The following is a 19,581-nucleotide window of genomic DNA, read 5'->3' as shown; positions in this document are numbered from 1 at the left end:
CCCGCGCCGGGACGGGAACTCCGGGACACCCCGCGGCGTTATACCCCCCACGGGTATACCGTGCGGAAGTGGCGTAAGTGATCGGCAAGGAGGCAACGTGCAGGGGACGACGACGCAGGACGGCGCGGCGCAGGGCGAGCAGGGCGTGTCGCGCGGCGGCGGCACACCGCGGCGGCTGGCGGCGCTGCGGCCGGAGCAGGCCACCGGGAAGGCGCGCGAGCTGCTCGCGGACATCGTCGAACGGCACGGCTCGGCGGGCGAGATGGTGTCGACGATGGCGCACTCCCCCGCGGTCCTGGAGGGCTATCTCAACCTCTCCCGTGCCACGAAGCGGGTGAAGATCCCCCGGGCCCTGAGCGAGAAGATCTCCCTCGCGGTCCAGGAGTGGATCGGCTGCGGCACCTGCCGCCAGGCCCACATCGAGGCCGCCCGGGCCGCCGGCCTGCACGACAGCGACATCGAGCTGGCCCGCCAGGGCACGTCGACCGACGCCCGCGAGGCCGCGCTGATCGCCGTGGCCCTGAAGGTCCTCGTCGAGCCGAGCGCGCTGGGCGACCAGGACGTGGCGGAACTGCGGGAGCACGGCTGGAGCGACCGGATCATCGCCGAGGTGGTGGCGGTGGTGACGCTCAACATGCTGACGGGCGCGTTCAATCTGCTGGCCGGGATCCAGCCGGCGGAGGACGAGGACGGCGAGGACGCGTAGCCGGGGCGCGGACCCGCGGGCCGCCCCGGGCCGGCCCGCTCAGGGGCCTCGGGCCTCCGGGTGCGGGGGCCGCGGGCGGGCCGGGCCCACCCCCGCCTCCGTACGGCCGTCCGGTCCAGAACTCCCGTGCCGGCCGGCCGCGCCCGTGGTTCGATGGGCCGGGGCCTGTCCTCCGGATCATCCCGAGCCCGCGAGGCCTGGTCACGAGACGGACCCCGCCCCGGCCCGGCCCGTCGGTCCCCGGAGAGTCCATGCCTGCTCGTCAGCTCACCGTCGCCGTCCTCGGCACCGGCATCATGGGCGCCGCCATGGCCCGCAACCTGGCCCGGGCCGGGCACACCGTAACGGCCTGGAACCGGACCCGGGAGCGCGCCGAGCCGCTCGCGAAGGACGGGGCGCGCATCGCCGGCACGCCCGCCGAGGCCGTCGCGGACGCCGACGTCGTCCTGACGATGGTGTACGACGGGCCGGCCGCCCTCGACGCGATGCGCCAGGCGGCGCCCGCGCTGCGCCCCGGAACGGTGTGGGTGCAGTCGACGACCGCCGGGATCGACGCCATCGCCGAACTCGCCGCCTTCGCCCACGCCCACGACCTGGTCTTCTACGACGCCCCGGTGCTCGGCACCAAGGCCCCGGCCGAGGCGGGGCGGCTGACCGTCCTCGCCGCCGGGCCCGAGGCCGGCCGGGAGACCGCCGGCCCCGTCTTCGACGCGGTCGGCGCCCGTACGGTGTGGACCGGCGAGGACGGCGCGGCCGGCAGCGCGACCCGCCTCAAGCTGGTCGCCAACAGCTGGGTCCTCGCGGTCACGGGCGCGGCCGGCGAGGTGCTGAACCTGGCCCACGCGCTCGGCGTGGACCCGGACTCCTTCTTCGCCACCATCGACGGCGGCCCGCTCGACACGGGCTATCTGCGCGCCAAGACCACACTGGTCCGGGAGGACCGGCTGTCGCCCGCGAGCTTCGCCGTGACGACCGCCGCCAAGGACGCCAGGCTGATCGTCGAGGCCGGCCGGCGGCACGGCGTCCGGCTCGACATCGCCGAGGCGGGCGCCGCGCGTTTCGGCCGGGCCGTCGCCCAGGGCCACGGCGACGAGGACATGGCCGCCGCGTACTTCGCCGGGTACGACGCCGACGCCGAACTCGGGCGTGTCCACCGCGAGGTCGGCACTCGCGAGGTGCCGGACGGCACCGCCGACACGGTGCTGTTGCGCCGTACGTACGAGACGGGTGCCGCCGACCTGTGGGACGCGCTCACCTCCCCCGGCCGGCTCGGCCGCTGGTTCCTGCCGGTCAGCGGCGAGCTCGCCCCGGGCGGGCACTACCGCCTGGAAGGCAACGCGGCCGGCGAGATCCTGGAGTGCGTCGCGCCCGAACGGCTGCGGCTCTCCTGGCTGTTCGGCCCCGACCCGGGGCTGAGCGAGGTCACCGTCCGGCTCACTCCGGCGGGCCCCGCCCGTACCGTCCTCGAACTCGACCATGTCGCCGTCGCGTCCCCCGAGTTCCGGGAGCGTTACGGTCCGGGGGCGGCCGGCGTCGGCTGGGACATGGCCCTGCACGCGCTCGCCCGGCATGTCGCGGGCGCGACGCTCGGCCGGGCCGAGGCGACCGCGTGGGAGGCGTCCGCGGAGGGGCGGGCCTTCCTCACCCACGCGGGCGAGGCGTGGGGTGCCGCGTACGCGGCGGCGGGAGCGGATCCGCGGACGGTGGAGTCGACGACGGCGGCGACGGTCGCGTTCTACACCGGCGCGCCCGCCCAGTAGGCACGCCCACCCGTAGGCACGCCCGTAGGGCGCCCTTTCAGGAGGCGCCCGCCGCGACGTCAGCCCGCGTGACCGTGACCGGGGAGGGCCGGGCTCCCCGGCAGGTCCCGGATGAGGGCCATCAGTTCGTCGTGGGTCCGCTGGTCGGCGGCGGCCACGAGTCCGCGGCCGGGCCGGCCCGGCCGCCCGAGCGGCTCTCCGTCGATGCCGGTGACGACGCACCCGGCGGCCCGGCACAGCGCGATGCCGGCGGCGAAGTGCACGCTGTCGGCGAGGTCGCCGCCGTCCGTGACGTACGCGGCGCGCTTGCCGGCGGCGACCCACGCCACGGCCATCGAGGAGGAGACGACCCGGGGGCGGAACCCTGGGCCGAAGCGGGGGTGGGCCAGCAGCTCCACGGCGCGGAAGCCGGGCGCGTGCGGGAAGGGCGCGTCGAGGTTGACGTCCACCAGCCGTCCGGCGGCGGACGGTTCCAGCGGGGTGTCATCGCCGTCGTGGCGTACCCGGGCCACCTGGCCGTCGGTCCAGAACACCTCGCCGCCGAACGGGTCGGCGACGGCGGCGGCGCCGCCGCGCAGGGCCACGTTGACGGCGGCGACCATGGTGCCGGAGGCGTAGTTCAGCGTGCCGCACAGCGGGTCGACGAACCACTGGCGCCCGGCCCCGGCGGCACCCTGCTCGCCGCCCTCCTCGCCGAGCACGCCGTCGTCGGGCCGGGCGGCGCGGAGCACGGCCAGGATCGCCCGCTCGCCCGCGAGATCGGCGGCGGTGGCGAAGTCGCCGCCGCCCTTGTCGATACGGTCGAGGCGGCGGCCGTAGAGCTCGCGGACGACGTCGGCGCCGGCCCGGGCGGCGGCGAGGGCCACCTCGGCGTCACTGGCGGAGGACAGGTCACGGGCATGGTGAAGGGAAGCGGAAGTGTTGATCATGCCGCCACGCTAGCGCCGCTCTTCCCCGAGGTATATGCCTGGCACTCCCATCGACGACACGCTGAACCCTTGTCTGAGCGGGCACGAACTCCCCGTACACAGTTGCCACTTGACACCAAACAGGCGCCGAGCTCACAGGGCGCGCCCCGCTCGCCCGCCCCGGCCCCGCGCTCGCCCGCGGCCCGCCGGTGCGGCCCGGCCGGGTGGCGGGCGCCGTCAGCACGACGTATGAGCCCCGCTTGCGGGGTCCGGATCGCCGGGTTTGAGTGGAGGTGCCCCACCCCCGTGGACGGTCCGTGGTGGGCGGCCTCCCTCCCCATCAGGAGCTTCAGATGTCGATGGCGTTCGGTTCCCCCTTCGGTTCCTCCGACCCGTTCGGCGACCTGCTGAACCGATTCTTCGGGATGTCACCGGCGTCCTCGCCACCCGCCGTCCAGCGCGTCCCGATCGGGCGGCTGCTCACCGAGTCGTCCCGGGAGCTGATCGGCCTCGCGACCCGCCGCGCGGTCGAGGACGGCACCGCCGATCTCGACACCGAGCATCTGCTGTGGGCGGCCACCCAGGTCGAACCCTCCCGGCGGATCCTGGACCGGGCCGGGGTGGACCCGGAGAAGCTCGCCGGCCAGATCGCCGAGGTGCTGCCCCGGGAGTCCGGCGAGCCCTCGTCCGAACCGGGTCTCACCCCGGCCGCCAAGCGCACGCTGGCCGCCGCGCACGCCTACGCGCAGGCCGCCGGCGTGTCGTACATCGGCCCCGAGCACATCCTCGGCGCGCTCCTGTCCGACGCCGACTCCGGCGCCACCCGCTTCCTGCGGGCCGAGGACCTCGACGTACAGAAGCTGCGCGGGGTCGCGGACCAGTCCGCGCGCCCCGAGAGCGCGCCCGCCGCGCCCCGGCAGCCCGCCACCACGCTCGACGAGTACGGCCGCGACCTCACCGAGGAGGCCAAGGCGGGCAAGCTCGACCCCGTCGTCGGCCGGTCCGAGGAGATCGAGCAGACCGTCGAGATCCTGTCCCGGCGGTCCAAGAACAACCCCGTCCTCATCGGCGAGCCGGGCGTCGGCAAGACCGCGATCGTGGAGGGCCTCGCGCAGCGCATCGTGGCCGGCGAGGTGCCCGACACCCTCAAGGACAAGCGGGTCGTCTCCCTCGACCTGTCCGGGATGGTCGCCGGGGCGCAGTACCGGGGCCAGTTCGAGGAACGTCTCAAGAAGGTCATCGAGGACGTCAAGGAGGCCGGCGGCTCCGTCATCCTCTTCATCGACGAACTGCACACCGTCGTCGGCGCGGGCGCCACCGGCGAGGGCTCGATGGACGCCGGCAACATGCTCAAGCCCGCCCTCGCCCGCGGCGAGCTGCACGTCGTCGGCGCCACGACCATCGACGAGTACCGCAAGCACGTCGAGAAGGACGCCGCCCTCGAACGCCGCTTCCAGCCGGTCCTCGTCCCCGAGCCGACGGTCGAGGAGACCGTGCAGATCCTGGAGGGGCTGCGGGACGCGTACGAAGCCCACCACCAGGTCCGGTTCGCCGACGGGGCGCTCGCGGCGGCGGCCCGGCTCTCGGACCGGTACATCAGCGACCGCTTCCTGCCCGACAAGGCGATCGACCTGATGGACCAGGCCGGCGCCCGGGTCCGGCTGCGCAGCGCGGGCCGTTCCACCGAGGTCGTCAGCCGCGAGGACGAACTGGCCAAACTGCGCCGGGAGAAGGACCAGGCGGTCGCGGGCGAGGAGTTCGAGAAGGCGTCGGAGCTGAAGAAGCGGATCGCCGAGGTCGAGGGCGAGCTGGCCGGCATCGAGGAGCGGCGCGAGGGCGTCGTCTCGGTCACGGCCGGCGACATCGCCGACATCGTGTCCCGCCGCACCGGCATCCCGGTCTCCCAGCTGACCGCCAGCGAGAAGGAGCGGCTGCTCAAGCTGGAGGAGGAGATGCACGCCCGGATCGTCGGCCAGGACGAGGCGGTCACGGCGGTCTCCGAGGCGGTACGGCGCAATCGCGCGGGCATGGGCGACCCGAACCGCCCGGTCGGCTCGTTCCTCTTCCTCGGCCCCACCGGCGTCGGCAAGACCGAGCTCGCCAAGACGCTCGCGGAGCTGCTGTTCGGCGACGAGGACCGGATGATCCGGTTCGACATGAGCGAGTTCCAGGAGAAGCACACGGTCGCCCGGCTGGTGGGCGCGCCGCCCGGATACGTGGGGTACGAGGAGGCCGGCCAGCTCACCGAGAAGGTGCGCCGCCACCCGTACAGCGTCGTCCTGTTCGACGAGGTGGAGAAGGCCCACCCGGACGTCTTCAACACGCTGCTGCAGATCCTCGACGACGGACGGCTGACCGACGGGCAGGGCCGCACGGTCGACTTCCGGCACTGCGTCGTCATCATGACGTCGAACATCGGCGCCCACCGGATCCTCGCCCACCAGGGCGACGCGGCGGAGCTGAAGGACGAGCTGATGGAGGATCTGCGGGGCCGGTTCCTGCCGGAGTTCCTCAACAGGATCGACGACATCATCGTCTTCCACAGCCTCACCGAGTCCGACCTGTCGGAGATCGTCGAGCATCTGCTGGACCGCAGCAAGCACCGGGTCCACGCGCAGGGCATGACCCTGGACGTCACGGAGGCGGCGAAGAAACTGCTGGTCGCGCACGGCTACCAGCCGGAGTTCGGGGCCCGGCCGCTGCGCCGCACGATCCAGACCGAGCTGGACAACCGGATCGCCTCGCTGCTGCTGGGCGGCGGCGCCGAGCCCGGGGACACGATCGTCGCGGACGTCGTCGACGACTCCCTGCACTGCTCGATCCGCAAGACCGAGGCGGCAGAAGCGCCCGGGGCGGCCTGAGGAGGGACGGCCGATGGCGCGAGTGGTGGTCGAGGGCGAGCGGATCACGGTCCGGCTCGGCCCGGGCGAGGTGCCGGCCGCGCGCCGCCGTACGGTCCGGCTGCCCGGCTCGGCACTGCGCCGGGTCGGGGTCGAGCCCGACTGGTGGCGGGTCCTGCGCGGCGAGGCCGGGCCCGGACGGTGGCTGCCGGGCCGGTGCGTGGGGGTCCGGCACGGCCCGGACGGTACGGACTTCGTCGCCGTCCGCGCCGGCGGTCCGGTGCTGTGGCTGGAGCTGGCGCCCGGCGCGCCGTTCAGCCGGGTGTCCGTGTCCGACCCCGCGCCCGAGGCCGCCGCGCGGGCCCTGCGCGGCCTGCTGCCCAAGGGGCTGTACGAGCGCCGGGACGCGGTGTGATCCGGAGCGTACGCGCACGGCCGCCCGCCGCGTACCCCTGGGGGAGGTACGCGGCGGGCGGGCCGTGGGGCCGTCCGTCAGACGCGGTCGGCGGCGATCAGCAGGTACTGGAACGAGCCGTCCTTGTACGACTCGATGAACGCCTCCTCGATGCCGGTGACCAGCGAGGACGTGGCGCGCAGCTCCCAGTAGGGCAGGGTCGCGGCGGTCAGGTCGACGATGGCGTTCGGCACCAGGCGGTTGTCGGCCATGGCACGCAGGTACTCGCGGCGCGAGTGGATGTTGCACTCGAAGTGGGCGTTGATCTGCGAGACCCACTTGGAGGGCTGGCCGTACTTCGGGTTCCAGCAACCGGTGATCGTGACATAGCGGCCGCCGACGCCGAGGATGCGGGCGTGCTCGGCCATCAGGTCGTGCAGGTCGACGTACATGCTGGACTCGTTGTTCCACGAGCCGGCGGCCTGCCCGGTCTCGAAGGGGGTGTCGAGCATGTTGCAGACCCGGGCCTGGACGTGACCCTCGATGCCGAGTTCCTTGGCGCGTCCGTTGGCGAAGTCGGCCTGCTTGGCGGAGAGGGTGACTCCCTCGACCTTGCAGCCGAAGCGCTGGTGGGCCATGACCATGGAGCCGCCGCGGCCGCAGCCCGCGTCCACCAGCAGGTCGTCGCGCCCGATGGCGCCGAGGCTGTCGAACAGGATGTCGGCCTGCGCCGACTCCAGCCGGTGCAGCTCGGCGATCAGCTTCTTCTCGTAAGCGCTGTCCGCGGGGTCCCCGAGAGCCGCCCGGTCGATCTCACCGACGCCATAGTGGTGGTGGTAGAGCCCGTCGACATCGCCGAGGCGCAGGTTCACGGGCCTGGCCTCGTTGTTCCAGTAGCGGGCGATGTCCCCCTGGTAGGGGGTCGTCGGCGCGGGGACGAACGTGCACGTGCCGTCGGCGGTGGTGAACTCGGTGCTGGTCACAGATGAAGGTTCCGTTTCTTACCAGAAGTCGGGAAGGGTGTAGCGGTAGGTGTTGGTCTGGTGCCAGTAGTGGTTGCCGTCGACCCAGGCGGCGACGCCCTTGAGGAAGCGCGCCACGCTGGGGACGGGGCAGCCGGCGGCCAGTTCGCCGGCCGCGGCCTCGAAGGCGCGCATGAGGTCGTTGTGGACCTCGACCGCCTTCAGGTAGGCGTCCTTCTCGGACATGCCCTCGCGCTCGGCGATCACCACGGGCAGGTTGAGGTGCTTGCCGGGACTGCTCTGCTCCTTGGTGTAGGAGTAGAGGTCGTTGACGATGGTCGTCGCGTTCCCGGCCAGGGCGATCACCCGCTGCATGGCGGGCTGCGCGTGCAGGTCGGCGGGCAGCTCGTAGCCGCCGACGCTGTCGGTGATGGTGGGGCAGGGGCGGAAGTTGTTGAACTGGCGCATCGCCAGGTACTCCCACACCTCGGGTACGTGCTCGGTCTCGGCCCACGCGGCCTCGGCGAGGTAACCCATGTGCAGCCGTGCCATGTCGTGCCGGTAGCGGTCGGCCTGGGAGGGCGACGCCAGCGCGGTGAAGTACTCCATGGCGGAGCGGTAGGCCCGCCGGGGCGCGTCGGAGTGCAGCGACTCGGCCCAGGCCGGCTGGTACTCCGGCGTGGTGTGCAGCGGGTCGAGCGCGGTGTGCGCGAGGAGCAGCCGGCTGCCGAGGCCGATCGGCGAGCCGCCGTGGTCCTCGCAGTAGCAGTCGTCGACCGCGTTCTCGGCGACCATGAGCCGGGTGGCGGCCATGAGGTGGTCGACGGTCGGGGCGTCCGGGTGGCAGGCGACCATGTAGCGCCCGACGGAGAAGCCGTCGAACTGGTCTTCCCACTCCGGGGGGTACGCCTGGACCTCGTCGACCGCCCAGTCCTTGATCCGGCGGCTGACCTCCTCGACCCGCGCGGGGTCGGGTTCGGCGATGGGGTGGTAGTAGAGACCCGGGATCGGGGTCCCGTCCGCCGGGTCGACCGGCAGCGAGGCCGGCGCCGCCGGGATCTCGGTGACGACCGACACCACCGGCGCGAACGGCTCCGCGCGCGGGGCGAGCGACAGGCTCGCCGTGCCGAGACCGCTGGGTCCCCGCAGGATCCGGGCCAGGTCGGGACCGGCGGGCGCCGGGGCGTCGGCGTACCCGGCCCCCGGTACGGTCCCGGCTCCGGCACCGTCCCGCGGGACGGAACCGGTCTCGGGTACGGATCCGGGGGCCGGCCCGGGTTCGGGCGTCGTCCCGGTGAGCGGGAACAGAGCGGTCGGCGGGCCGGGCAGGCGCGACTGCCCGGAAGAAGGCCCGGGATCGGGCATCCGTGGCTCCTTGCTGGGGTGGGTGGGGGCCCGGCCCGGTCCGCCCGGGCCGGTACGGCCTTCGGACGGTTCCGCGCCGGACGGGCCCGGGGGCCCGCGAAGGGCCCGGAGGCCCGCGGGTTCCTGGTGTCAGGCCTGCGGGGCCCTGGCGCCTTCCGGGTCAGTTCCTGCGGGCGATCTGCACGTTCTCCAGCACGCCGAGCGCGTCGGGCACGAGGATGGCGGCGGAGTAGTAGGCGGTGACGAGGTAGGAGATGATCGCCTGCTCGTTGATGCCCATGAAGCGCACCGACAGGCCCGGCTCCAGCTCCTCCGGGAGGCCGGTCTGGTGCAGACCGATCACGCCCTGGTTGTCCTCGCCGGTACGCATGGCGAGGATCGACGTGGTCTGCTCCTGGCTGATCGGGATCTTGCTGCAGGGCAGGATCGGGACGCCACGCCAGGCCGGGACCAGCTGGCCACCGAGGTCGACGTGGTCCGGGTAGAGCCCGCGGGAGTTGAACTCGCGGCCGATCGCGGCGATCGCCCGGGGGTGGGCGAAGAAGAGCTTGGTGCCGCGGCGGCGGCAGAGCAGCTCGTCGAGGTCGTCCGGGGTCGGCGGGCCGGAGTGCGTCTGGATGCGCTGCTTGAAGTCGGCGTTGGCCAGCAGACCGAACTCGGGGTTGTTGACCAGCTCGTGCTCCTGGCGCTCGCGCAGCGCCTCGATGGTCAGCCGGACCTGCTCCTTCGTCTGGTCCATCGGGCCGTTGTAGAGGTCGGCGACCCGGCTGTGGACCTTGAGGACGGTCTGCGCGACCGACAGCTCGTACTCGCGCGGCTTGAGCTCGTAGTCCACGAAGGCGCCGGGGAGTTCGGCCTCGCCGACGTGGCCGGCGGACATGGCGATCTCGGCCTCGCCGTGGCGGTTCTGCCGCTGCTGGGGCAGCGAGCTGAACTCCTCGATGTGCTCCCGGAGACTGGGCGAGGCGTCGCGGACCGCGGCGAAGTCGGCCCGGGAGAGGGTGAGCAGGGTGCCGGGGGTCTCGGCGGTGGCGGTGTAGTCCCACTGGGCGTCGGTGTCCAGGAGGGCGTTCTCGCCGAAACGGTCGCCGTCGGCGAGGACCGCGACGGCCACCTCGTCGCCGTACTTGCCGGACGAGGTCTGGCTGACCCGGCCGTGGGCGATCAGGTGGATCTGGTCGGCGGGGGTGCCGCGCTCGACCAGGACCTCGCCGGCGCGGAAGTCGCGCTGGACACAGCGGCGGGCGAGCTCGGAGAGCACCTCCTCGTCCTCGAAGCCGCGCAGCAGGGCGAGTTCGCCGAGTTCGCGGGGGATGACGTGGACGGTGGCGCCGTCCTGGACGAACTCGATGACACCGTCGCCGACGGTGTAGCTGAGCCGGCGGTTCACCCGGTAGGTGCCGCCCTTGGTCTCCACCCAGGGGATCGTGCGCAGCAGCCACCGGGAGGTGATCTCCTGCATCTGCGGGGCGGACTTGGTGGTGGTGGCGAGGTTGCGGGCCGCCGTGGTGCTCAGGCTGGACTGCGGCCGGGACGGCTGCAGCGCGGTGTCCGGGCCGGTCTCAACGGTCATGGGGCGTGCGCTCCTTGGGGGAAGAGGACATGCGGAAGTGCGGTGCTGCGGACATGCGGGGACTGCGGGTACTCCCGGCTCCGCGGAAGCCGCGGAGCCGTGGGAGACCCACGGGAACTGCGAGGGAATGCCAGGAACTGCGGGAACAGCGGAAACATGGAGATACGGGGACAATTTCGGGGAAATCCGTCCCAGGTCCTGAGGAACAGTAACGGTCGGCTATCCCCGCTCGTGTGACGAGACCGGGTGCATTACCCCAATGCGGTGATCTTGCGAAGTCGCAGGTTTAAATGGGCGGACAACCATATTCACGCCACCGGCCACCCCTCGCGCCCGGCGTGTGATGGCGCCTCGCACACCCCTGGCAACCGGGCGCGGAACCAACCGAGTTGACACCTGCGCAGGTGGACGACGTGCCCGGCGGTCGCACGGGCGCCGTCGCGCGCCGACGGCCGACCGGGTGAGCCGGACAGGGAGACGACATTTCCGGCCACCGGACGCCGCGGACCCCCGGAGCGCCCCCCTCCGTCAATCCGTCGACTCGCGACGTCAGCACGCGCCCTCCCGATGTCACCCTCGATCCGTCACCCTCGGTAGACGTCGTGTCGCGAGATCCCTCGGTGCACGCCGACTGAAACACCCGTACGGCGGGTAAGGCGCCGGTGATCATCACACTGCGCAGGGAGCCACGGAGATGCGGGAAGACGACACCGAGCAGGGCGTGCTGTCGGCGGCGGAGCTGTTCGACGGGCTGGGGCTCGACTACGAGAAGGCGTTCGGACGGCTGCCGGCCCAGCGGGCGGCGGTCGACTGGCTGACCGCCCGGCTGCGGCCCGGCGCCCGGGTCCTCGATGTCGGCAGCGGGACCGGCCGCCCGGTCGCCGAACTGCTCGTCCGGGCCGGCTGCGAGGTCACCGGCATCGACGTGTCGGCGACGATGGTCGGCCTGGCCCGCGAGCAGGTGCCGGAGGCCCGCTTCGAGCAGATCGGCATCCACGACTTCGAGCCGCCCGCGGGCGGGTTCGACGCCGTGTGCGCGTTCTTCCCGCTGCTGATGATGAGCCGGCCGGAGGCGGCGGCGGCGCTGCGCCGCATGGCGGACTGCCTGGCGCCCGGCGGCTGGCTGGTGAGCGCCACGGTGCCGGCGGACGTGGCGGAGGCCGAGATCGTCTGGATGGGCCGGCGGGCCCGGGTGTCCAGCGTCTCCGCCGAGGAGTACCTGCGGCAACTGCGGGAGGACTGCGGCCTGGAGATCCACCACCACGAGACGTCGGTCTTCCAGCCCGACGATCCCGCGGCGGCCCCGGAGGAGCACGTTTTCTGTTACGCGCGCCGGGGCACGGCGTAGCGGTATCGGAACACCCCCGGTGGGCGGACCGGCCCCGGGCGCGGACCGGCCCGGGGCCGGCGTGCTCAGCGCACGTCGGCCCCCGCCGGGGCGCCGTCGTCCGCGCGGGCACTGTCGATGAAGCCGCCCGACTGGTGCCGCCACAGCCGCGCGTAGGAGCCGTCCGCCGTCAACAGCTCCTGGTGCGTGCCCTGTTCGACGATCCGGCCGCGGTCGAGGACGAGCAGCCGGTCCATCCCGGCGACCGTGCTCAGCCGGTGCGCCACCACGAGCGCCGTCCGGCCCTCCATCAGCCGCCACAGCGCGTCCTGCACCAGGATCTCGCTCTCCGAGTCCAGCGCGCTGGTCGCCTCGTCGAGCAGCAGGATGGGCGCGTCGCGCAGGATCGCCCGGGCGAGCGCGACCCGCTGGCGCTGGCCGCCGGAGAGCTTCACCCCGCGCTCCCCCACCATGGTCTCGAAGCCGTCGGGGAGGGTGTCCGCGAACTCGGTGACGTGCGCCGCCTCCGCCGCCCGTCCGATCTCGGCCTCGGTGGCGTCCGGCCGGGCGAAGGCGATGTTCTCCCGCAGGGTGCGGTGGAACATGGCCGGTTCCTGCGGCACGTACGCGATCATCCCGCGCAGGTCGGCCTGGGTCATACGGCTGATGTCCTGGCCCGCGACGAGGATGCGGCCGGTGTCGACGTCCGTCATCCGCAGCAGCAGCCGGGTGAGGGTGGTCTTGCCGCCGCCCGACCGGCCGACGAGCCCGATCTTCGTCCCGTTCGGCACGTCCAGTTCGAGGCCCTCGAAGAGCGGCTCGCCGCCGCCGTGGGCGAAGCCCACCTTCTCGAACCGCACGTCGCCGGACCGGGAGCGCAGCGGTTCGGGCGACTCCGGGTCGCACACGGTCGGCGGGGTCAGGAGCAGTTCGGTGAACTGGGCGGCCTCCGTCATCGAGCTTTCGAGGCGCCGGTAGATCTGGTTGAACTCGAACATGATCCGGGTGGCGTTGCCGTAGTAGGTGAAGGCGACGACGACGGCCTCGACGCCGTGGGCGCCCGCGCCGAGGGAGATCGCCAGGACCAGGCCGAGGACGTTGGTGAGCACGGACATCGGCGCGACCAGGGTGTCGATGCGCAGGTTGCCGTAGTCCCAGGCCATCAGGGTGACCCGCCTCGACTCCGCGACGCGGCTGCGGTGTTCGGCCGCCTCCCGCTTCTCGGCGGCGAAGGCGCGGACCGTGTCCATGTTCGTCAGGCTGTCGGCGACATGACCCGCGACATGGGCGATGGCCGCCTCGCGCCGGTCGACCAGGGCCTGGCGGCGGCGGACCAGCGGGGCGACGCCGAACCCGGTGAGCAGGATCATCGCCAACAGGCCGACGACGAGCAGCGGTTCGTACATCCACAGGACCACGGACGCGAACACGAGCGGCACGAAGCTGCCCATGATGCTGAAGGTGAGGGTGTCGACGAACTGTTCGAAGCGGGAGGCGAAGCTGAGGACGCGTTTGGTCAGCGAGCCGGCGAAGTTGTCGTGGAAGAACGTGGCGTCCTTGGCGAAGAGTTCGTCCATGCCGACGATGTAGAGGTGTTCGATGCCGAGGGCGTCGAGCCGGTTGAGGCAGTGCAGTCCGACGCGCCACAGCGCCTCGGAGAGCAGCAGCACCCCGGCGAACCCGAGGACGTACGGCAGCAGGGCGCCGACGCCGGAGTCCGCGCCGCCGTCGCCGGCGATCCGCCCGACGACCTTGGCGACGATCAGCGGCGCGAGGTAGGCGATGCCGATGTTGCCCAGCGCCGGGAGCAGCATCGCGGGTACGGTCAGCCGGCGCAGCCGGGCCAGCTCCCGTCCGTAGTGACGAAGGGCGAGCAGGACCGCGCCTTTGCCGGGGGTCACTCGCGGTGATTCAGACAATCCCATCCCAACCCTGTTTTGTCGGACCGACAGGACAGGGTCCGCAGTCTTCCGCCCCGACGGCGCGCGGGTCCACGCGTTTTTCCACCGGGCGGGCGCGGACGACGCGATCCGGCCGGTGATCAGGGGTGACGGGCGGGGAGGGAGGGGATGCGGGGGCGCGGGGCTACCCGGCCGGGGTCACCCGGCGTCCGGGTGCGGGGCGTGGTCCGTGATCTCCGTGCCGGCGAAGGGCCAGGCCGCTATGTCGCGGTAGTGGATCGGTCCCGGGCCGCGGCCCGTGTTGCTGCCGACGAGATGCAGTCGCCCGGTCCGCCAGCTCCGGCCGGTGAAGCCGGCCAGGCCGGCCGCGGCCTCCACGACGGAGCCCGTGTCGCCGCGGCGGGCCCGGGCCAGGGTGAGATGCGGGCGCAGCGGACGGCCTTCGAAGGGGATGCCGCACGCGCGTACGGCGGCGCGTACGTCCTCGGCGAGGAGGTGCAGTCCGTCGAGGTCGCCGTCGACGCCGGTCCACAGCACCCGCTCGTCGAAGTGGCCGCCGCCGCGCAGCGTCAGTTCCAGGGCGCCGCGGGTGGCGGCCAGCCCGGCGATCGGGGGCTGCAGCAGCGGTACGGCCGCGATCGGCAGCTCACCGAGGAAGGCCAGGGTGATGTGCCAGTCCTCGATGCGGTTCCACCGCATGGCGGGGTACGCCTCGTAGGCGGGCCGGAGCTCCCGCGCCAGTTCGTCCTTCGCTTCGTCGGGCGGCGCCAGGGCGATGAACACCCGAACGGTCGCGGCCTGGGGCTGTGCGTTCACGGAGGACTTCGTACCTTGTCGCGTGCCGCGCGGTCCATTCCGGCCCCGGATCACGTGGATCCGGGGCCGGAGCGGCGGGTGCGGGGCGCGGGGGCCGTCAGTAGGCGCCGAAGACGTTGTCGATGGAGCCGTAGCGGTCGGCGGCGTAGTTGCAGGCCGCGGTGATGTTGGCGACCGGGTCGTACGAGTCCAGGGCGGTGCCGGCCACGTGGTAGGCGCGGAAGGTGGGGTCGATCACCTGGAGCAGGCCCTTGGACGGGATGCCGTTGATGGCGTTGATGTCCCAGTTGTTGATGGCCAGCGGGTTGCCGGAGGACTCGCGCATGACGTTGCGGTAGATGCCGTTGTACGTGCCGGGGATCCCGTTGCGGCTCATGATGTCGAGCGACTCGCGGATCCAGCCGTCGAGGTTGTTCGTGTACGCGACGGTCTTCACGGCGGTCGTGGCCGCCTTCGCGACGGCGGGGGCGACGTTGAGGGTCAGGCCCGGGCGGATGTGCATCGGGTCGGCGCCGATGGCCACCTTGTTGTCCTGGTAGACCTTCTGCCAGCCGCCCTGCACCGCGTACTTCGCGGCAATGGCGGAAAGCGAGTCGCCGGCGACGACGGAATACCGGACGGGAGCGGCCGTGACCGCCGCCTTTTCGACTGCGACGGTCTTGGTCGCGAGCGTCGAGGCCTGCGGAGTGGCCGCGACGGCGGCCGTGGCACCGATCAGCGGCAGGGCGACGGCGATGCCGCCGGCCAGGGCGATTCCGCGGGTGAGCGGGGTGAACAGGGCGCGTCGGGGCGTCCGGGATCCACGCATGGCGTTGTCCTCTCCTCCGCCTACGAGGTGAGCTGTCGGGTTCGGGCAGGAGATGCCCGGCCGCGCCGTGGCGCGGCTTCACCCCAAGCCGGATCCGGGAACACCGGAGCCGGCGGAGAACCTGGGTCCCCCGCTCCTGCCGGGTGGTGGGTGGGTGATGTCCAAACGGCGGCAGGACTCGGCGTTCCGTCTGGCTGAGGCGTGACCGTATGCGAAAACAAAGACCGAAAACAAGATGGAAAGAGATCGTAAAGATCGTCTATTCCGGAACTCCGTAAAGGATCATTCCGCCCGGAACCGGCATGCCGTCAATCGCTATTCGCGAGGCTCGAATTGACGGCGCACCAGCGTCCCCGACCCACCCCTCGTCGTGACCTGAATCACTCCCGGGCGCAATAACCCCAAGGCAGACCAAGCTTCCAATCCACCCATTATGGAAATAACAGCACATTGACCGATTTACACCCTTTCGCCCCACCGTCAGGCCGGTGGCGCGGCAGGTGGGACGGGATGTGCGGGGCCGGGCGGCGGTGCGGTCACTCCCCGGCCGGCCGCGCCGGCGCGCCGATCAGCTCCTCGCCGAGCGCGTCGACGCCGGTGCCCAGGCGTACGGCGTACGGCGTACCGGCCGGGCTCGGTGATCCACGCCCGCTCCGGCACCGACCAGTACTGGAAGGCGCGCGGCGCGAGGTCGATCGTGATCGTGGTGTCGGTGCCCGCCTCCGCGCGGACGACGGCGGACCCGGCCGGCCAGAGCGCCGGGCGGGAGCTGACCCGGCTCGTCGCCGGATGGGACGGACCGCAGATCCTCTCCCTCTCCTTCCCCGGCGAGATCGGCATCCCCGCGCACCTCGAACAGGACGAGACGCTCGCGGTGACGTCCGCCGCCGGGGACGGGGCGACCGCGCCCGCCGCGCCCGGCGGCTCGCCGGCCCGTACGCCGGACAGCGCCACCTCGGACGCGTCGGACGCACCGGACGCACCGGACGCACCGGACGCGTCGGATGCGTCGGGCCTGGGGACCTCCGGGAAACGGGCCGCCGTCGTCACGGCGGCCTCGCACCTCTACGCCCTGCACGGCTCCTACGAGACGTCCGTGCAGGCCGTGGCCGACGAGGCGGGGATCACGCGGGCGGCGCTCGTGCACCTCGCCCCGACGAAGCAGGCCCTCCTGGACCTCGTCCTGACCACGCTCGTCACCGAGGCCGACGCCGAGCCGTGGGCCCGCCACCTCACGACCCGCCCCCGGTGGCGGACGGCCGCCGACGCGGTGCCGGTCTGCGAGGCGACCGTACCGTCGCACCCCGCCCACGCCTTCATGACCGACCGGCCGGCCACCGCGCGGCGCGGTCTGACCACCCACCTCGCGGAACTCGGCGTGCCCGACGCGGCGAGGGCCGCCGACTGGGTCGTCGCGGTCGGCCTCGGCGTCATGATCGCCTGGCTGTACGACCCGGAGGGCGTGGACCCGGACACGGCCCTCGACCCGGCCACGATCCTCGCCGCGCACACTCCCGCGCGCGGGGCGGAGGCGAGGGCCACGAGCCGCTGACGGCCCTCGGCGCGCGCCTGGCCGTCAGGGCAGGAACGTGTACGACGGACCGTCGGGCGCGCGATCGCGTACGCACAACGTCACGTCCCGGCCCCGGAGATACGCCAGCAGCCATTCGCCGAACGTCAGCTCGTAGAGCGTCCACGCCGGGCTGTCGAACTCCTGGACCACCACGCGCCAGGGCGACGCGGCGTCGTCGGGGACGCGGAGGAAGACCGCCTCGCCCGTCGTCGCCGTCGCCACCGGCATCAGCTCCCCCGGCGCGGACCCGACGGCGCTGGGCAGATACTCCACCATGTCCTCGTCGCGCCAGAGTTCGAGGTCCCGCCGGATCGTGTCGCCCAGGCTGTGCAGGAGATGGCCGGCCGGATGGATCAGATACAGCTGCCCGTTGACGAGGACCGATCCGTAGGCGTCCACGATCGCGCGGAAGTCGGCGGGGAGTCCGACCCCGAACTCCCGCTCCAGTTCGGTCCATGGCGCCGGATCCGACCAGTTGAACCGGGGTTCGCCCAGCAGCTCCACGATCTCCGGAAGTCCCGTCGCCATCCCGCACCCCTCGCTGTCCGCCACCCGGCCCCGCGGCCGGCTTCCGCGCACCCTGTCACACCCGTCGGCACGCCCGGCACGGGCCTCGGGATCCCGACCTCAAAAGAAGTGTTTGACAGTGCGTGGATCCGGCCCGGATACTCCTGGCCATGTCCGCTACCGAACGACGCGCGGAGCTGAGCGGCATGCGCGCGCTGGCCCATCCGCTGCGCCTGCGCCTGCTGTCCCTGCTCACGGCGCGCTCCCTGAGCGCCAGCGAGGCGGCCCGTGAACTGGGCGAATCGCAGGCGAACATCAGCTACCACATGCGCCATCTGCTGGCCGCCGGCCTGCTGGAGCTGGCCGAGGAGACGTCCGTACGCGGCGGCCGGGCCAAGCGGTACCGCCACGATCCGGCGAGCGGCGAGTCCGTGCCCGCCGGATCGCTCGCCGACTACGCGGTCCTGGCCTCCGCCGTCTCCGAGGAACTGCGGCGCCGCAGCCTCGAACTGGTGCCGGGAGCGCCGGGCGCGTTCTCCGACGCCGAGGTGTGGCTGCCTCCCGAGGCGTGGCAGCGAGTGCGTGAACTCGCCAAGGAGCTGGGCGTGTTGCTGCACGACGCGGCGCGGCCGCCCGACACGCCGGGCACCGTACGCGCCAGCGCGACGCTCATGATGTTCGAGATGGACCGGAAGGGGACCCCGGAGTGACCGCGTCCGCCGAGAAGGCCTCCGTGCTGGCACCGCTGCGGCACCGGAGCTTCCGCGATCTGGTGGCCGGCCGGACGATGACGCACTGCGCCAACGCCATGGCGCCCATCGCGCTGGCCTTCGCCGTGCTCGACCTGACCGGCTCCGCGATCGACGTCGGAATCGTCGTCGGCGCGCGGTCGATCGCCAATATCCTCCTCGTCCTCTTCGGCGGGATCCTCGCCGACCGGATGCCGCGCGCCCTGATCCTGCAGGGCTCCAGCCTGGCCGCGGCGACGGTGCAGGCGGCGGCCGCGCTCGCACTGCTCACCGACGCCGCCTCGATCGGCGTGCTCGTCGCGCTGAGCGTGGTGAACGGCGCGGTGTCCGCGCTGTCGATGCCCGCGTCCGCCTCGCTGGTCCCGCAGACCGTGCCGGCCGGGGAGCTGCGCGCCGCCAACGCGCTGAGCCGGATGGGCGTGAACGCCGGCATGATCGCCGGAGCCTCCGGCGGCGGCATGGTCACGGCCGTCGCCGGCCCCGGCTGGGGCATCGCCGCCAACGCCGTCGTGTTCGCCCTCGCCGCCCTCGCCTATCACGGCGTACGGGTACCCCGGGCCACACCGGCGGAGCGGACCCCGGCCCGGCCACTGCGTGAACTCCGGGAGGGCTGGCAGGAGTTCACCGAGCGGACCTGGGTGTGGGTCGTGGTCCTCCAGTTCTTCGTGGTCAACGCCGTGACGGCGGGCGGCATCCAGGTGCTCGGACCCACCCTCGCCGACAGCGTGTACGGGCGCACCGCGTGGGGGCTGGTGCTGGCGGTCCAGATGGGCGGCGCGCTCATCGGCGGTTTCCTGGTGGGCCGTTCGCGCTCCCGGCACGCTCTGCGGATCGGGGTGGCCGTGGTGGCCCTGGACGCGCTGCCGCTGCTGGCGCTGGCCGAGTCGGCGCCGCTGGCCCTGCTGGTGGGGGCGATGTTCGTCAACGGCCTCGCCCTGGAGCAGTTCGGGGTCGCCTGGGACCTGTCGCTCCAGGAGAACGTGCCGGCCGACCGGCTGGCGCGGGTCTACTCGTACGACATGCTCGGCTCGATCCTCGCCCTGCCGCTCGGCGAGATGACGGCGGGACTCCTCTCCGAACGCTTCGGCATCCGGACGACCCTGCTCGGGGGCGGCTGCCTGATCGCGCTCGCCACTGTCGCGGCGCTGTGCAGCAAGGACGTCCGCTCCCTGACCGTCGGGACGGGGCACTCGGAGGTCGTCGCCCCGGCCGCGTCGTCGACCAAGACAGCAACGACGGCCAAGGCGGCCGAGCCGGAACGGAGTCCCGCGCCCTGAGATCGATCCGTCAAGTAAAGGCCGGTCGACAGGGTTTGTGCGGCCTTTCTCCGACGGTCTCGGGCGGGTAAGGGTGCCACGGAACCCGTCGAGCGGGCGCGGACACACGCCCGCG

At 72.8% G+C, this 19,581-nt stretch carries 17 protein-coding genes, 1 pseudogene and 1 riboswitch; of the genes and pseudogenes, 9 read left to right on the top strand and 9 right to left on the bottom strand.

Going from position 1 to position 19,581, the window contains the following annotated elements; genetic code table 11:
- Positions 1-97: 97 nt before the first annotated feature.
- The 3 genes and pseudogenes from ABZ693_RS19860 to ABZ693_RS19850 all read left to right on the top strand — a co-directional run bounded on the left by ABZ693_RS19860 (position 98) and on the right by ABZ693_RS19850 (position 2,466).
- Positions 98-706 carry a carboxymuconolactone decarboxylase family protein gene (locus ABZ693_RS19860; protein ID WP_359878750.1) on the top strand — a complete coding sequence of 203 codons (609 nt, stop codon included), beginning with the start codon at positions 98-100 and terminating at the stop codon, positions 704-706.
- A gap of 251 nt (positions 707-957) precedes the next feature.
- Positions 958-1,842: pseudogene (locus ABZ693_RS19855) on the top strand (NAD(P)-dependent oxidoreductase); the annotation flags it as partial.
- Between the two features lie 39 nt (positions 1,843-1,881).
- On the top strand, positions 1,882-2,466 hold the full coding sequence (locus ABZ693_RS19850) for an SRPBCC domain-containing protein (RefSeq protein WP_359878788.1): 585 nt from the start codon (positions 1,882-1,884) through the stop codon (positions 2,464-2,466).
- A gap of 59 nt (positions 2,467-2,525) precedes the next feature.
- On the opposite strand, the gene ABZ693_RS19845 is transcribed toward ABZ693_RS19850, so the two are convergent.
- Positions 2,526-3,395, bottom strand: coding sequence for an inositol monophosphatase family protein (locus ABZ693_RS19845; protein ID WP_359878748.1), 870 nt, complete (start codon positions 3,393-3,395; stop codon positions 2,526-2,528).
- A gap of 332 nt (positions 3,396-3,727) precedes the next feature.
- On the opposite strand from ABZ693_RS19845, the gene ABZ693_RS19840 reads away from it, so the two are divergent.
- Both ABZ693_RS19840 and ABZ693_RS19835 read left to right on the top strand, forming a co-directional pair.
- A complete protein-coding gene (locus ABZ693_RS19840; protein ID WP_359878746.1) occupies positions 3,728-6,235 on the top strand; it encodes an ATP-dependent Clp protease ATP-binding subunit in 2,508 nt (835 codons plus the stop codon).
- Positions 6,236-6,248: 13 nt separating this feature from the next.
- The gene (locus ABZ693_RS19835; RefSeq protein WP_359878743.1) at positions 6,249-6,629 is read left to right on the top strand and encodes a hypothetical protein; all 381 of its coding nucleotides are present in this window, start codon (positions 6,249-6,251) and stop codon (positions 6,627-6,629) included.
- Positions 6,630-6,706: 77 nt separating this feature from the next.
- Here ABZ693_RS19835 and ABZ693_RS19830 read toward each other — a convergent pair whose 3' ends face one another.
- The 3 genes from ABZ693_RS19830 to ABZ693_RS19820 form a co-directional block, all read right to left on the bottom strand.
- Positions 6,707-7,591 carry a geranyl diphosphate 2-C-methyltransferase gene (locus ABZ693_RS19830; protein ID WP_359878740.1) on the bottom strand — a complete coding sequence of 295 codons (885 nt, stop codon included), beginning with the start codon at positions 7,589-7,591 and terminating at the stop codon, positions 6,707-6,709.
- Positions 7,592-7,609: 18 nt separating this feature from the next.
- Entirely contained in the window at positions 7,610-8,935 is a 1,326-nt protein-coding gene (locus ABZ693_RS19825) for a family 2 encapsulin nanocompartment cargo protein terpene cyclase (protein ID WP_359878737.1), read from the bottom strand.
- A 160-nt stretch (positions 8,936-9,095) separates the two neighbouring features.
- The gene (locus tag ABZ693_RS19820) at positions 9,096-10,508 is read right to left on the bottom strand and encodes a family 2B encapsulin nanocompartment shell protein (protein WP_359878735.1); all 1,413 of its coding nucleotides are present in this window, start codon (positions 10,506-10,508) and stop codon (positions 9,096-9,098) included.
- Positions 10,509-11,202: 694 nt separating this feature from the next.
- Here ABZ693_RS19820 and ABZ693_RS19815 point away from each other — a divergent pair.
- On the top strand, positions 11,203-11,856 hold the full coding sequence (locus tag ABZ693_RS19815) for a class I SAM-dependent methyltransferase (RefSeq protein ID WP_359878733.1): 654 nt from the start codon (positions 11,203-11,205) through the stop codon (positions 11,854-11,856).
- A 65-nt stretch (positions 11,857-11,921) separates the two neighbouring features.
- Here the strand turns inward: ABZ693_RS19815 and ABZ693_RS19810 are convergent, their stop codons facing one another.
- From ABZ693_RS19810 to ABZ693_RS19795, 4 genes are all read right to left on the bottom strand, one after another.
- Positions 11,922-13,760, bottom strand: coding sequence for an ABC transporter ATP-binding protein (locus ABZ693_RS19810; protein ID WP_359878730.1), 1,839 nt, complete (start codon positions 13,758-13,760; stop codon positions 11,922-11,924).
- 174 nt (positions 13,761-13,934) lie between these two features.
- Positions 13,935-14,552: an RNA 2',3'-cyclic phosphodiesterase gene (gene thpR / locus ABZ693_RS19805; protein ID WP_359878727.1), complete on the bottom strand. Its 618-nt coding sequence runs from the start codon at positions 14,550-14,552 to the stop codon at positions 13,935-13,937.
- A gap of 97 nt (positions 14,553-14,649) precedes the next feature.
- Positions 14,650-15,360 (bottom strand): transglycosylase SLT domain-containing protein, encoded by a 711-nt coding sequence (locus ABZ693_RS19800; RefSeq protein ID WP_359878724.1) that lies wholly within the window; start codon positions 15,358-15,360, stop codon positions 14,650-14,652.
- Positions 15,361-15,364: 4 nt separating this feature from the next.
- A riboswitch (cyclic di-AMP (ydaO/yuaA leader) is annotated at positions 15,365-15,527 on the bottom strand.
- Between the two features lie 313 nt (positions 15,528-15,840).
- The gene (locus tag ABZ693_RS19795) at positions 15,841-16,200 is read right to left on the bottom strand and encodes a fibronectin type III-like domain-contianing protein (RefSeq protein ID WP_359878722.1); all 360 of its coding nucleotides are present in this window, start codon (positions 16,198-16,200) and stop codon (positions 15,841-15,843) included.
- 34 nt (positions 16,201-16,234) lie between these two features.
- Between ABZ693_RS19795 and ABZ693_RS19790 the strand changes: the two genes are divergently transcribed.
- Positions 16,235-16,912 carry a TetR family transcriptional regulator gene (locus ABZ693_RS19790; RefSeq protein ID WP_359878720.1) on the top strand — a complete coding sequence of 226 codons (678 nt, stop codon included), beginning with the start codon at positions 16,235-16,237 and terminating at the stop codon, positions 16,910-16,912.
- A 24-nt stretch (positions 16,913-16,936) separates the two neighbouring features.
- On the opposite strand, the gene ABZ693_RS19785 is transcribed toward ABZ693_RS19790, so the two are convergent.
- On the bottom strand, positions 16,937-17,461 hold the full coding sequence (locus tag ABZ693_RS19785; RefSeq protein WP_359878718.1) for an SMI1/KNR4 family protein: 525 nt from the start codon (positions 17,459-17,461) through the stop codon (positions 16,937-16,939).
- Positions 17,462-17,610: 149 nt separating this feature from the next.
- Between ABZ693_RS19785 and ABZ693_RS19780 the strand changes: the two genes are divergently transcribed.
- Together ABZ693_RS19780 and ABZ693_RS19775 are read left to right on the top strand one after the other, a co-directional pair.
- On the top strand, positions 17,611-18,150 hold the full coding sequence (locus tag ABZ693_RS19780; RefSeq protein WP_359878716.1) for a helix-turn-helix domain-containing protein: 540 nt from the start codon (positions 17,611-17,613) through the stop codon (positions 18,148-18,150).
- Positions 18,147-19,466 carry an MFS transporter gene (locus tag ABZ693_RS19775; protein WP_359878714.1) on the top strand — a complete coding sequence of 440 codons (1,320 nt, stop codon included), beginning with the start codon at positions 18,147-18,149 and terminating at the stop codon, positions 19,464-19,466. Before ABZ693_RS19780 ends, ABZ693_RS19775 begins: the two co-directional genes overlap by 4 nt.
- Positions 19,467-19,581: the final 115 nt, after the last annotated feature.

It is taken from the genome of Streptomyces laurentii (genome assembly GCF_040635425.1).
Taxonomy (GTDB): Bacteria; Actinomycetota; Actinomycetes; order Streptomycetales; family Streptomycetaceae; genus Streptomyces; species Streptomyces laurentii.
The sequence above is the reverse complement of the archived record's forward strand: the minus strand, read 5'-3'. Positions and strand labels throughout refer to the sequence as shown.